We start from the raw sequence: 13,362 nt of genomic DNA, 5'->3' as shown, positions 1-13,362 counted from the left end.
AGCTGGGGCACGGATAACGAATTGCCGCCGCCGGAACCGGATGTCTTCCTGAAGCCTCGCCGTTCATGAGGCTGGTCTACCTCGCTTCGGCCAACGACGATTTGGCTTGGTTTCAGGAATATTATGGCAGCATCTTTCACACAGGTTCGGAGCACGCTACCAGGCAATACGTTAAAGCTGTTGCCACCCTTTCCGACCACCCTTACATCGGCAGGTCGGTGGGCGAGACAGGGCTGCGCAGTTATAGTATTCCGCGTCTTCCATTCGCGATCATCTATCGCGTAACCAAAGACCATATAGAGGTAGTCCGCGTTTGGGATCAGCGTGCCGATCCAGCGAAACTCGGACTGCAGGAAGAAGGCGCTACCTTGATCGACACCCGCATCGACCGCCGCATGGCGAAGCTGAAGGCCGAGGGCCGCCCGGCGCTCGTGACCTATTTCATGGGCGGCGACCCGGATTACGACACGTCGCTGTCGATCATGAAGGCGCTGCCGAAGGCCGGCAGCGACATCATCGAACTCGGCATGCCGTTTTCCGATCCGATGGCCGACGGCCCGGCGATCCAGGCGGCCGGCCTGCGCGCGCTGAAGGGCGGACAGACACTGGTGAAGACGCTCAAGATGGCGCGTGAATTCCGCACCGGCGACGACGAGACGCCGATCGTGCTGATGGGCTACTACAATCCGATCTATATCCACGGCGTCGACCGGTTCCTCGCCGACGCGAAAGCTTCAGGGATTGACGGGCTGATCGTGGTCGACCTGCCGCCCGAGATGGACGAGGAACTCTGCATCCCCGCGGTGAAGGCCGGGATCAATTTCATCCGGCTGGCGACGCCGACGACCGACGACAGGCGCCTGCCCAAGGTGCTCCAAAACACCTCGGGCTTCGTCTATTACGTGTCGATGACCGGCATCACCGGCTCGGCGCTCGCCGATACGGCCAAGGTCGCGGCCGCCGTGACCCGCATCAAGAGCCACACCGATCTCCCGGTCTGCGTCGGCTTCGGCGTCAAGACCGCCGAGCAGGCGCGGGTGATCGGGGCTTCGGCCGACGGCGTCGTGGTCGGCACGGCGATCGTCAATGCGGTGGCCAATGTTCTCGGCCCGAGGGGCGAGAAAACCGCCGATCCGGCCGAGGCCGTGGCGACGCTGGTCAACGGGCTTTCGCAGGGCGTCCGCTCCGCCCGCCTTGCACCCGCCGAATAGTTTCCCATTTTACCCAGACCACGGGAAAAACGATCATGAACTGGATCACGAACTACGTCCGCCCGAAGATCAACTCGATGCTGGGCCGGCGCGACATGCCGGAAAACCTCTGGATCAAGGATCCTGAGAGCGGCGAGATGGTTTTCCACAAGGATTTGGAGTCGAACCAGTTCGTCATCCCGTCCTCCGGCCATCACATGAAGATCTCGGCCCGGGAGCGGCTGAAGTTCTTCTTCGACGACGGCCGTTTCGAGGTCCTCGAAAACCCGAAAGTGCCGGTCGATCCGCTGAAATTCCGCGACGAGAAGCGCTATGTCGACCGGCTGAAGGATGCCCGCACCAAGACCGGCATGGAGGATGCGATCCTCAATGCGCTGGGCACTATCGAGGGCTTGCCGGTCGTCGTCACGGTCCAGGATTTCGCCTTCATGGGCGGCTCGCTCGGCATGGCCGCAGGCGACGCCATCATCCGCGCGTTCGAGGTCGCGGTGGAAAGGCGGCGGCCGATGATCCTGTTTGCAGCGTCCGGCGGCGCGCGCATGCAGGAGGGCATCCTGTCGCTGATGCAGCTGCCGCGCACGACAGTCGCCGTCGACCGGCTGAAGGAAGCCGGGCTGCCCTATATCGTGGTGCTCACCAATCCAACCACCGGCGGCGTCACCGCCTCCTACGCCATGTTGGGCGATGTCCATATCGCCGAGCCGGGGGCGCTGATCGGCTTTGCCGGCCCACGCGTCATCGAGCAGACCATCCGCGAAAAGCTGCCCGACGGCTTCCAGCGCGCCGAATATCTGATGGATCACGGCATGGTCGACATGGTGGTCTCGCGCCTCGAGCTCAAATCGACGATCGCGCGGTTGTTGAAGATCCTGATGAAGACGCCGGAGGAAGCGAAAGCGCTGGAGCCAGAAATCCTGCCGCCCGCCACCATTTCCGCCGAGGTCCGGCCGCAGGCCTGAAGCGACATTTAACGCCGCGGTCTGACATTGCGCGCAAGCCCGCGCTTGCCTAGGACTTCCTCATGACAACGCTCCTGGCCGACCGCGAAATCGACCGCCTGCTGGCGCTTCACCCGAAAGGCTTCGACCTTTCGCTGGAGCGGATCACGCGGTTGCTCGACCGTCTCGGCAATCCGCAGGACAAGCTGCCGCCGGTCATCCACATCGCCGGCACCAACGGCAAGGGCTCGGCCGCCGCCTTTGCGCGGGCCTTGCTCGAAGCCGAAGGTCTGCGCGTCCATGTCCACACCTCGCCGCATCTGGTGAACTGGCACGAGCGCTACCGGATGGCGGCGAAAGGTGGCGGCAGGCTGGTCGACGACGCGGTTCTGGCCGAGGCGATCTCGCGCGCCGCCGAGGTCAATCGCGGCGAGGCGATCACCGTCTTCGAGATCCTGACCGCCGTCACCTTCATGCTGTTTTCCGAGCATCCGGCGGATGCGGCCATCATCGAGGTCGGGCTCGGCGGCCGCTTCGACGCGACCAATGTGATTTCGCGGTCGGCCGCCAGCCTGATCATGCCGATCTCGCTCGATCACCAGTCGTTTCTCGGCGACCGCGTCGAACTGATCGCCTCCGAAAAGGCCGGCATCATCAAGCCGGGCTGCCCGGTCGTGATCGGCGCGCAGGAAAGCGGGATCGCGCAGGAGGTCCTCGTCGAGGTGGCCGAGCGTCTCGGCTGCCCGGTTTCGATCTATGGTCAGGACTACCTCGCCTATGAGGAGAACGGCCGCATGATCTACCAGGATCAGTCCGGCCTGATGGATCTGACGCCGCCGCGCCTGCCAGGCCGCCACCAGTTCGCAAACGCCGCCGCCGCGATCGCGACCGTAAAGGTTGCCGGCTTCGAGATCGGCCACCGCGCAACCGACCGCGCAATGGCAAGCGTCGCCTGGCCGGGCCGCATGCAGCGCCTGCCGCAGGGCCGGCTGTCGGATCTTGCGCCCGAGGGCGCAGAAGTCTGGATCGACGGCGGCCACAATCCGGGCGCCGGCCTCGTCATCGCCGAGGCGCTGGTCGAGCAGGAGGAAAAGTTCAGCCGGCCGTTGTTCCTTATCTGCGGCATGATCAACACCAAGGACCAGACCGGCTACTTCCGCGCCTTCGAAGGCATGGCGCGCCATGTCTACACGGTTCCGGTCAGCATGAGCGAGGCCGGCGTGCCCAATGCGGAACTCGCCGTGCGCGCCATCGAGGCCGGCCTTTCAGCCGAACCGGTCAGTTCTGTCGCCAATGCGCTGATGCTCTTGCGCGACACCTGGGACGAGAGCGAGACGCCGCCGCGCATCCTTATCGGCGGGTCGCTCTATCTGGTGGGCGCGGTACTGGCCGAAAACGGCACGCCGCCGACTTGACGACGGCGGCACAAGGCCCGGCCTTCCTCAGTCGGCATGCGCCGCCGTTTCGATCGCTTCGGCCACCCATTCGTTCAGGCTCTTGTCTTCAGCCGCCGCAGCAACCACGGCTGCCTCATGCGTCCTGGGGTCCAGGCGGACGTTGAATCGGCCGGAAAACTCGCGGAACGGCGCGATACCCTTTTCCCTGCACATGTCGAGAAACACCTGCAGCGACTTGCGCCCCTCGGCGAACAAGGCCTCGACGCTCTCGGCATAAAAGTCCGCGCCTCCAGCCAAGCCGAGAAATTCGCCGCGGAACATCCCGATTTCCGGATCCAGCGACACAACCGCCTTGTGGCCGTCTATCTCGATAACGTTCTTCATGGCCTAACTCCGTGGCTGTCGAGCCATTTCCTGATGCTGGCGACCGCACCGTCTTCCAATACCACAGTAAAGCGAAGGTCTCATTTCGCGTGTGCCAAAACAAAAAGCCCGGCGCGAGGCCGGGCTTTGCTTGTGCGATACGTTACGAGGAATCAGGCGACGTTGCCGCTGATCCAGTGCGACAGCGCGGTCTTGGGCAGCGCGCCGACCTTCATGTCGGCGACTTCGCCGTCCTTGAAGATCATCAGCGTCGGGATCGAGCGGACGCCGAACTGCGCCGCGATCTCCGGATTCTCGTCGATATTGACCTTGGTGATTTTCACCTTGCCGGCCATTTCGGTCGAGATTTCCTCCAGCGACGGACCGATCATCTTGCAGGGACCGCACCATTCGGCCCAGAAATCAACGACGACCGGACCGGCGGCGTCGAGCACATCCGCCTTGAAGCTGTTCTTGTCGACCTTCACAGTGGCCATGATGAAATCCTTTCAGGGTTCGAGGTGGCACCACATGTGGTGCCGGAGGCGGATGGCTTCAAGCAGAGTTTGTGTCACGCCTGCGTGAGTCGGACAAGAGCCTCGTCCATCACGGCTGCGGGAAGCTCGATCAGCCGCGGCTCCTCGGTGAAGAGAAGCGCCGCCGTGACGGTTTTGCCGGGGTAGAGCAGTGCAAGCAAGGCGCGGTAGAGCGCGAGCTGCACGATGTAGGCCGGCGGCACGGCATCCAGCGTCTGCGGGGCGGGGCGGTTGCTTTTGTAGTCGACGATCTGCACTTCGCCGGCGGTGATCGCGAGACGGTCGATTGTGCCGGAAACCGCGCGCTCCTTGCCCCTGACTTTCAGCCTGCCCATGACCGAGACCTCGGCGCGCGAACCTTCGGCAAACAGCGGTGAAAAGCGAGGCGAGGCGAGGATCGCCTCGACCGAGGCCAGTGCGGCTTCGCGCTCTCCAGCCGGCCAGCCCGCGCCGGCGCGCTCGAGATAACGCCGGCCGGCGGCGTTGCTCTCGGCTGCGGGCAGGGTGGGCAGCATCTGCAAAAGCTTGTGCAAAGCGATGCCGCGGGCGATGGCGAAGCCCGGCTCCACATCCGGATCGAGCACCGGCGAGCGGCCGGAAATCACCGGCTCCCTGGTCTCGTCGATCAGCACCGAGGCGCCGGACGGCGAAAGCGGCTTCGGTAGCGCCTCCGAAGGGGGCAGATTCTCGAACAGGCGTGGCGGGATTTCCACGACGGTCCGCTGTTTTTCGGCTGCCGCCTCCGCCGCGAAGCCGGTTGCTGGTCCGGTGCTGACTCGGAAACGGCGGACGGGATCGCCGCCGGCAGGGTGCGGGCGCTCTTCGCTGTGCACGGAGCCGCCAAGCGCGCCGCTGACGATGGCGTGCCAGGTCGTGTCGTTCTGGCCGCGCTTGCCGTGATAGCCGCAGACGATCAGCCGGTCCTCGGCGCGGGTCATGCCGACATAGAGCAGGCGGCGGTATTCGTCGTCGGCGCGCTCCCTGATGCGAAGCGCAGCCTCCCGCGAAACGCCGTTGGCGATGTCGGCGGACGATCGCCACAGATAGGCCTTGACGTGGCGAAGCTCGCCGCGCGGCTCGAACGGCACCAGGCGCGGCAGATGCTGCTCGCTGAAAGGCGCCGCCCCGCCGTCGACCAGGAACACCACCGGCGCTTCCAGGCCCTTGGCGGCGTGCACGGTCATGATGCGCACCTCGTCGCGCGTCTGGTCCATCTCGCGCTTGATGTCGGGGCCGGCGCTTTCGAGCGTCGCCAGGAAGGCTTCCAACCCCGGCAGGCCGGCGCGCTCCTCGGCGAGGCAGAAATTCAGGAACTCGTCGAGAATGTCGCCGGCTTCCTGGCCGAGCCTTGCGATCATGCGGCGGCGCACGCCGTCGCGGCCGAGCACGCCCGAATAGAATTCGAAGACCGGCTTGAAGGCGGCCTCGCCGGCCCAGGCATCGAGTTTCTCGGCGATCAGGCCCAGCCTGATGTCGGTCTCGCCGTGCTTGCGCAGCGAAGCAGCGAGCGACAGCCCCTTGCCGCGACCGGCGGCGAGCGCGAACAGATCGTCCTCGCTGAGCGCGAAGACCGGGCTCCTGAGCACCGCGGCCAGCGACAGATCGTCCTCGGGCTGGATCAGGAAACGCCCGAGCGCGATCATGTCCTTGACCGCGATATGGCCGGGCAGGCTCAGCCGGTCGGCGCCCGCCACCGGGATCTGCCGGTTTTTCAGGCTGCGCGCCAGCGCGTGGACGAAGCGGTCGCGCTTGCGCACCAGGACCATGACATCGCCGGCGCTCAGCCTTTTGCCGGTCCCCTCGATGATCTCGCCGGACCGGATCCAGTCCTGGATCGTGGCGGCCACCTGCTCGGCTACCCGCACCGCTGGGGCCTGCGCGTGGTCGATAGCCTCCCGCCAATCCTCCGGCTCCTCTATCGCGGCGGCGCCGACAGACGGCCAGACCTCGACATAGCCGGGCTCGTTGTCGCGGATCGCCTTGTGCCCAGGCGGGTCCGGATCGTGCGACAGGCCGCGGCGGGCCTGCTCGCTGGCAAAGACCAGGTCGACCGCGGCCAGCACGTCGCTGGTCGAGCGGAACGACCAGGTCAGCCCAACCCTCTCAAAGCTGCCATTCGCCCCGCGGATTTTTTGTGAGAATTCATGGCCCGTCTCTGCGAAGGATTCGGGCGCCGCCCCCTGGAAAGAATAGATCGACTGCTTTTCGTCGCCGACGGCAAACACCGTGCGGTGGACATTGTCGCGCGCGCCGAAGCCGGCAAAGAACTCCTCGGCCAGCCGCTTGACCACGTTCCACTGGTCCGGGCTGGTGTCCTGCGCCTCATCCAGCAATATGTGGTCGATGCCCTTGTCGAGCTTGTACTGCACCCATGGCCCTGCATCCTGGCGCGCCAACAGCCGCACGGTGCGGGTGATCAAATCGTTGAAGTCGAGGAAACCGCGCCCGGCTTTCAGTTGCTCGTAGCGGGCGATCAGCCAGTCGGCGATGGTCAATGCGGCGCGCGTGCCTTCGAGCATGCGAAACAGCGCCAGCCGGTCGCAGGCGGCCATGATCGCATCCGTGGCCTCCGCATAGCGCTGCGGCAGGTCCGGCAAACGGGCGAGCAGCCTCTTGGTGAACAATCTGCCGGTAGCATAAGGCTCGCCATCGCCCTTGAGAAAGCCGCGCGCAAGCAATTGAAGGCGCCTCACCGGGTCGGTTTCGGCGAAGGCGAGAACCGCGTCGGGCAGGATATCCTTGATCACCGAACGTGCGTCGACCTCCTCGGCGTCGGTTGCGAACCGCTCGAAGAACTCCAGCGGGAAACCGGGAAGCGGCCAAGCCATCGAAGCGATGCCCTCGGCGCTGTCCTCCGGCGTGAAATCGAATTCCGAAAACAGTGCCTCGTAAGGCGCGGGGTCGCCGCCCGCGGCGTCTATCAATATGCGGAGGCTGTCGCGCTTCTGCACGATCTCCTGCAGCAGCATGTCGAGGCCCCATTCGCCGCCGCGCTCCAGCACCGCCGCGAAAGCCTCGGCGAGTTCGGGATTGCCGGCCGCAGCGCCAGTGATCATCTCGCGCCGCGCGGTGGCGAACAGCGTCTGCTCCATCGCCGGATCGAGCATCTCGAAATGCGCGGCGATGTTGGCTTCCAGCGGAAACTGGTGCAGCACCGATTCGCAGAATGCGTGGATGGTCTGGATCTTCAGCCCGCCGGGGGTCTCCAGCGCCTGCGCGAACAGGCGGCGAGCGCGCCGCATCTTCTCGGCGTCCGGCTTCCTGCCGTCCAGATCCTCGATCCGTTGCGCAAGTTCGTCGTCGCCGAGCATCGTCCAGGACGACAGGCTGGAAAAGACGCGGTTCGACATGTTCGCGGCGGCGGCGCGGGTATAGGTCAGGCAAAGTATCCTGGAGGGGTCGGTACCCTCCAGCAAAAGCCGGATGACGCGCTGCGCCAGCACGTGCGTCTTGCCGGAACCGGCGTTTGCCGACACCCAGACGGAATGCTGCGGGTCGGAGGCCTTGGCCTGGCGCTCGGCGGTCTCGAAGGGGACTGTGAACTTCTTCTTCATTCGCCGGTGTCCAGATCGTCCGGCCCGTCGCCGCCGGCCGACCACTCCAGGACCCGCGCAAGATGATCGTAGTCGCCGTCGGTCTCGCCTTCCCGGAATGGCAGCGCCCGCGAAAGATAGCCGGCTTCAAGATTGTTGTAGTGCTCCAGCAGCGCCTCAAGCCGCTCCCAGGCTTCCTGCGAAAGCGCCGGGCCGGACTTGGGCGTCCCGTTGACCCGCAGGATCGATTCCTCAAGCACCAGGCCGTTGGCTTTCAGCCGCACGAATGCGAGTTCCGCCGGCGTACGGCTGCCGAGTTCCCGGAACGCGCCGCGCTGCAGCAGCGCGCCCTCCAGCGCCAGCTGCGGCGCAAGCAAAGTGTGCGCCTGCATTTTCGACGGCGAGGAGCCGGTCTTGTAGTCGATAATGTCTGCCATGCCGGCCGGCAGCAGGTCGATGCGATCGGCGTAGCCCGACAGCGTCACGCCCGAGCCGCCGACCTGCATTGCTTCGGCACGCGCCTCCGGATGGCGGCTGACCACGTTCGCGGCGCGGCTGCGCTCCCAGGCGATGAATTCCGCAGCCATCTTCATGAAGCGCGGCCACCATATGGCCTCGACGTCCTCCGGCAGCGCGCACTCGGCAAAGCTCTCGCGGCCAGCCTCGATAAGCAGCTTGTAAGCTTCTTCGTTGCGCGGATCTGCAACCGTTTCGGAAAAGCGGTGAAGTATCTTGTGGAACAGCGTTCCGCGTTCGGCCGCGCCGGGGTCGCGCACCAGCGGATCGATCGGCGCGAGGCTGAGTATCTTGCGCGCATAGATGGCGTAGGGATCGCGCCGCAGCGTCTCGATCTCGGTCACGGAAAAATGACGCGGACGAATGTCGAGCGGCGGCTTCGGCGCGGGCCGTTTGGCGAATCTGACCGGCGCGCCGGCATCGAGCGCCCGCGCCCAGTCGAGCAGGGCTGCGCCCCGCGCGCGCATGATCCCGGCCTGATCGGGTCCGGCGAAGGCCAGCAGGCGCTGCAGCCAGCGCGACGGAACGGCGGGCGCGTCGCCCGAACGCGCCGAGCGCGACAGGATTATGTCTTCCGTTCCCATCGCCATCTGGAAATCATGCGCCGACTGGCCGATCCGGCGCTCCGGCGGTTCGAGGTCGATGCCGGTCTTCATGACGCGCGACATGAAACGGTCGGCCTGCGGCTTGCGCGGCCAGATGCCTTCGTTCAGACCGCCGACGACCAGCGTGTCGACCGACTGCAGCCGGGCTTCAAGAGCGCCCCAGATCGAGATGCGGCTGTCGGTTGCGTGAGCCGGCTTGACGATCTCGGGCGCAAGCAGCGCCTCCAGCACGTCCGGCCATTCCGCCGCGTCGAAAGTGAGCGACGCCGTCGAGGCGACCAGCCCGCGCAGCAATTCGGCAAGCTTTTCGCCGGCGTCGCCGGCATAGAGCGTGTCATTTCCGCCTCCGGGACCGCGCGCGAAATTTTCGAGCGCCATCGCAGTGGCGCGCATGATCGCCGTCAGTTCGACCTCGCCGGCCTCCCGGAATGGAGCAAGCGGTGCGATGGCTTCGGCGAGCCGCCGCAACACGCTGCGCGCCGCGTTGATGCGCCGCTCGCTCAAGCGGCCGAACCAGGCCGGCTGCCTGTTCTGGCTGGCCAAACCGGCAAGCCGCACGTCGAACAAATCAACCAGCTCATGAATGTCCGGCCTGCCCGTGCCGCCGCGCAGCGCGACCAGCTCGATCGTTTCCACCGCCGCCCTGACAGAGCTCCGCTCCAGCCCGAGCGAGATCAGCGGATGCTTGAGCAGCGACAGCAGCGACAGCGGATCGCCAGGGCTGAACGCCGCCTTGACCAGCAGGCGCAACAGCGCTCCGGGCGCGGTGTTGGCGAGCGGGACGCCGCCGGAATCGTCGGCGCGCACGCCGAAGCGCAGCAGTTCGGCCGAGACCCGACGCGCCAGGTTCCTGTCGCCGGTGACCAGCGCGGCGGTGCGGCCCGGCGCCTCGACGGCTGCCTTCAGCGCGACCGCGATGGCCGCCGCCTCGTCCCGCTCATTGGCGGCTTCCAGGAGCGTCACACCGGAGAGCGCGTCGGCCAATTCGCCGGAATTCATGGCGATGCGCCGCCCGGCCCAGTCGTCGGTGGTTTCGGCCGGCCTTAGAGCCTCGCCGACCAGAGCCGCGCGGTCCGACATCGCCTTTTTGGGCGAGCCTATCTCGTCGACATCGGCACGCAGGATGCCGATCTTCTGCAGGAGCTTTGCCAGGCCGTATTGCGGGTGGCCTAGAACCGACGCTTGGGGCACGAGGTCCGAGATGATCGCCCAGGACCGCTCGTCGAGCGACTTATCCAATCCGGGCAGCACCACGGCGCCGTTCGGCAACCGGGCGATCGCCGACAGCAGCTCGGCGGTTGCTGGAATGGAGCCGGTGGAGCCGGCCGCTATCACCGGGCCGGCGGGCGGATTTTGCCGCAGCCGCTCAGCCTCCAGCCGGATCAACGCGCTTCGATGCGCGGCCGGGTTCGACTGCCCGCGCTCGGCGAGCAGCGCCGGCCACGCCGAGGTGACGATTTCGAGGAAATCGAGCGTCACCTGCCACCAATTGGCAAGGTCGCCGGAAACCAGTTCGCCGAGCTTCTTCCAGTCCGAACCCTCTGTCTCGATCTCGTCCATCAGTGCGGCGAGGTCGCGCGCCAGCCAGATGGCGTCGGCGGTCGACGCCGGCACGACGATGTCTTCTTCGAACAGGGCCGCGACATGTGCGGGCAGGCGGCGCTTCCAGGCGCGCACCATCGGCGCGAGCAGCAGCAGCCGGTCGGCCGGCGCGATCGGCGGCAAAAGATCGATCGCGCCGGCGCTTCCGGGAGCAAAGATCGCCTCGTCCTCGTCGAATTCGCCGAGCGGCCGGATCACCGGCAGGATCGCCGAGCGCCCGCCGGCCATGTCGACGAACACGCCCCGCAGCTCGCGTGCGGCGCGGCGGGTCGGCACGTAGATCGTCACATCGGCCAGATCCAGAGGATCGCCGTCGAAGCGGAAGCCGGGCACGAGCCGGCCGCCATTCAGCGCCTCGGCCATGGTCGGCAGGAAGGCGACGCCGGGCGGGATTGAAAACACCCGCGGCGGCTTTCCGCCGCCGGTCATGCGCCGACCACTTGAGCCCGCGCGACAGCCGCCTCGGCCGGCGCGATCGCGTCCGGGGTGCCGACCGTGATCCAGCTGCCATTCATGCGCAGACCGAACAGCCGGCCCGCCGCGATGGCACGGTCGAAATAGAGATTGAGCGACTGTTTCGCGATTGCTGCGCCGGCAAAGATCCCGGGGTGTACGATCGCCGCCCCGGCATAGATCAGGCCGGATGGGTCGCCGCCGGCGCGGGACAGGCGGCCATCGGGCGCGACCAGGAAATCCGTGCCGCCGCTATGGCCGGTGGCCGATCGCAGGTCGGCGAGCATCAGCAGCATGTCCATCTTCGACGCATCCCACGCCGCAGCCAGCCTGCCGAGATTCGATTCCGCCTCATCGACCCAGAAGGTATCGGCGTTGACGACGTAGAAGGGTTTTGGCCCGAGCTCCGGCAGCGCCTTGACGATGCCGCCGGCCGAATCGAGCAGCGCCTCGCTTTCATCGGAAATGACGATCCTCGGCTTCTGCCGCCGGCTTACATGGGCGACGATCTGTTCGGGCAAATAGTGGACGTTGACGACGGCCTTGGCGACGCCGACTTCGGCCAGGCTGTCCAGGCCCCAGTCGAGCAGAGACTTGCCGGCGACCTCGATCAGCGGCTTCGGCTTTGTGGCGGTGATCGGCCGCATGCGGATACCGAGGCCGGCGGCGAGGACCATCGCGGTATCAGGCGCGCCGTTCATTCCGCGGTATCTCCAAGCAGGCCGTTGCGGCTGTAGAAATCCTTGAGCCCGGCAAGCGCCGGATGCGCGAGAGCCCGGCTGAGGTAGTCGCGGATGCGCGGTAGATGGCGCAGATAGTCCGGCTTGCCGTCGCGCTCGTTAAGACGCACGAAAATGCCGAGGATCTTGGAATTGCGCTGCGCCGCCATCGCCGCATAGGCTTCGCTGAAGCCCGCCTCGTCGAACGGACCCGCCGATCGGCGCGCGGCGACGTAGGCGTCGTAGGTCGAATGCTCGATTTCAGGCGAAACGGTCACGCGCGCATCCATGGCCAGCGATGCCAGATCATAGGCCGACGGCCCGATCAGCGCATCCTGGAAATCGAGTACGCCGATGCGGTCGTGACCGTGGCGTTCAGCCTGCCAGATCAGGTTCGGCGAGTGGAAATCCCGTAACATCAGCGTCTTTTCCGCGTCTTCCAGTCGCCCGAAGATTTCGCGCCACGCTTCCTTGAAACCTGCGCGAACCTCATCATTAGCCGGCTTACCGGTTACGAACGGAATATACCAGTCGACCAGCAGTTCGGCCTCGATCATCATGGCATCTTGGTCGAAAGGCGGAACGACATGGTGCACGCCCTTCGCCGCTTCCATACGGCTTGGCCATTTCCGGCCATGCATCATGGCGAGCAGTTCGGCCGCCGCGGCATAGCGCGCCGCCACCGGCTTTCCGGCGTCAAGAAAGCTGCCGGAGCCGAGATGCTCGATCAGCAGAAAGCCCTGTTTGAGATCGGCGGCGAAAATTTCGGGAACCGCCACGCCCCCTGCCTTCAGCGCGCGGTCGATGGCGACGAAAGCCGAGACGGACTGCGCCGTGTGGGCGATCTCGGCATAGGGTTTGCCGTCGCGGACGGGCGGGCCGAGCACCAGCTTGGGCGAGTTCATCAGCACCAGCTGTGGCTGGCCATTGCCATCGACTATCTCGTAGGAGCGCGCCGATGCGTCGCCGGTGAAGTATTTCCGCTGCGCACCACCATGGCCTGACTGCGCCAGAAAATCGCGCGCAGCGAGCGAGCGGCCGATGCGCTCGATGGCAGCGCCTTTGCCGGTAATCCGGGCAAGCCGGCCGGCGTCCTGATGGGTGAGTTCGACATGAACGGCGCTTTCCGGCAGGCGGCCTACCGCCCGATCAGGCCATTCGACCAGGGCCGCACCCTGAGCGACCGCGTCGTCGAAACCCAGTTCGTTAAGCTCGGCCGCCGAGGCCAGCCGGTAAAGATCGAAATGATGGACCGGAATGCGGCCCTCATAGGCCTGCACAAGGGTGAAGGTGGGGCTCGGCACCTCCAGCTCCGGGTCGCCGGCCAGCGCCCGGATCAGTCCGCGCGCCAGCGTCGTCTTGCCCGCCCCGAGATCGCCTTCGAGCGCCAGCACATCGCCGGCGCGCAAGGCCAGAGCCAGATCCGCGCCAAGCATGGTCGTCGCACGCTCGTCGGGGAGGAACCGCTCAAGGGTCGAAAAATCCATCA

Annotated in this window: 9 protein-coding genes and 1 pseudogene; 4 read left to right on the top strand and 6 right to left on the bottom strand. The window is 66.0% G+C overall.

Annotated features, from left to right (window positions below):
• Positions 1 to 65: 65 nt before the first annotated feature.
• From G6N73_RS38530 to G6N73_RS08540, 4 genes and pseudogenes are all read left to right on the top strand, one after another.
• Positions 66 to 320, top strand: a pseudogene (locus G6N73_RS38530) (type II toxin-antitoxin system RelE/ParE family toxin); the annotation flags it as partial.
• Positions 321 to 371: 51 nt separating this feature from the next.
• A complete protein-coding gene (gene trpA, locus G6N73_RS08550) occupies positions 372 to 1,211 on the top strand; it encodes a tryptophan synthase subunit alpha (protein ID WP_343044573.1) in 840 nt (279 codons plus the stop codon).
• Between the two features lie 35 nt (positions 1,212 to 1,246).
• Entirely contained in the window at positions 1,247 to 2,170 is a 924-nt protein-coding gene (gene accD, locus G6N73_RS08545; protein WP_165026093.1) for an acetyl-CoA carboxylase, carboxyltransferase subunit beta, read from the top strand.
• Between the two features lie 62 nt (positions 2,171 to 2,232).
• Complete coding sequence (locus G6N73_RS08540) at positions 2,233 to 3,564, top strand: bifunctional folylpolyglutamate synthase/dihydrofolate synthase (RefSeq protein ID WP_165026091.1); 1,332 nt, start codon at positions 2,233 to 2,235, stop codon at positions 3,562 to 3,564.
• Between the two features lie 27 nt (positions 3,565 to 3,591).
• Here the strand turns inward: G6N73_RS08540 and G6N73_RS08535 are convergent, their stop codons facing one another.
• The 6 genes from G6N73_RS08535 to tsaE form a co-directional block, all read right to left on the bottom strand.
• The gene (locus G6N73_RS08535) at positions 3,592 to 3,930 is read right to left on the bottom strand and encodes a type II toxin-antitoxin system HicB family antitoxin (protein WP_165026088.1); all 339 of its coding nucleotides are present in this window, start codon (positions 3,928 to 3,930) and stop codon (positions 3,592 to 3,594) included.
• 152 nt (positions 3,931 to 4,082) lie between these two features.
• On the bottom strand, positions 4,083 to 4,406 hold the full coding sequence (trxA, locus tag G6N73_RS08530; protein ID WP_165026084.1) for a thioredoxin: 324 nt from the start codon (positions 4,404 to 4,406) through the stop codon (positions 4,083 to 4,085).
• Between the two features lie 74 nt (positions 4,407 to 4,480).
• A complete protein-coding gene (gene addA, locus G6N73_RS08525) occupies positions 4,481 to 7,999 on the bottom strand; it encodes a double-strand break repair helicase AddA (RefSeq protein WP_165026082.1) in 3,519 nt (1,172 codons plus the stop codon).
• Complete coding sequence (addB, locus tag G6N73_RS08520; RefSeq protein ID WP_165026080.1) at positions 7,996 to 11,130, bottom strand: double-strand break repair protein AddB; 3,135 nt, start codon at positions 11,128 to 11,130, stop codon at positions 7,996 to 7,998. The genes addA and addB overlap by 4 nt, the downstream gene beginning before the upstream one ends.
• Positions 11,127 to 11,855: a nucleotidyltransferase family protein gene (locus G6N73_RS08515; RefSeq protein ID WP_165026077.1), complete on the bottom strand. Its 729-nt coding sequence runs from the start codon at positions 11,853 to 11,855 to the stop codon at positions 11,127 to 11,129. The genes addB and G6N73_RS08515 overlap by 4 nt, the downstream gene beginning before the upstream one ends.
• Positions 11,852 to 13,360, bottom strand: coding sequence for a tRNA (adenosine(37)-N6)-threonylcarbamoyltransferase complex ATPase subunit type 1 TsaE (gene tsaE, locus G6N73_RS08510; protein ID WP_165026074.1), 1,509 nt, complete (start codon positions 13,358 to 13,360; stop codon positions 11,852 to 11,854). The genes G6N73_RS08515 and tsaE overlap by 4 nt, the downstream gene beginning before the upstream one ends.
• Positions 13,361 to 13,362: the final 2 nt, after the last annotated feature.

The organism is Allomesorhizobium camelthorni (assembly GCF_011045125.1).
Taxonomy (GTDB): Bacteria; Pseudomonadota; Alphaproteobacteria; order Rhizobiales; family Rhizobiaceae; genus Allomesorhizobium; species Allomesorhizobium camelthorni.
This window is presented reverse-complemented; position numbering and strand designations above follow the sequence as displayed.

Bases quoted from the DNA above. Each gene is read 5' to 3' on its own strand.
- accD (WP_165026093.1), top strand. From the start codon at position 1,247: ATGAACTGGATCACGAACTACGTCCGCCCGAAGATCAACTCGATGCTG.
- G6N73_RS08540 (WP_165026091.1), top strand. From the start codon at position 2,233: ATGACAACGCTCCTGGCCGACCGCGAAATCGACCGCCTGCTGGCGCTT.
- G6N73_RS08535 (WP_165026088.1), bottom strand. From the start codon at position 3,930: ATGAAGAACGTTATCGAGATAGACGGCCACAAGGCGGTTGTGTCGCTG.
- trxA (WP_165026084.1), bottom strand. From the start codon at position 4,406: ATGGCCACTGTGAAGGTCGACAAGAACAGCTTCAAGGCGGATGTGCTC.
- addA (WP_165026082.1), bottom strand. From the start codon at position 7,999: ATGAAGAAGAAGTTCACAGTCCCCTTCGAGACCGCCGAGCGCCAGGCC.
- addB (WP_165026080.1), bottom strand. From the start codon at position 11,130: ATGACCGGCGGCGGAAAGCCGCCGCGGGTGTTTTCAATCCCGCCCGGC.
- G6N73_RS08515 (WP_165026077.1), bottom strand. From the start codon at position 11,855: ATGAACGGCGCGCCTGATACCGCGATGGTCCTCGCCGCCGGCCTCGGT.
- tsaE (WP_165026074.1), bottom strand. From the start codon at position 13,360: ATGGATTTTTCGACCCTTGAGCGGTTCCTCCCCGACGAGCGTGCGACG.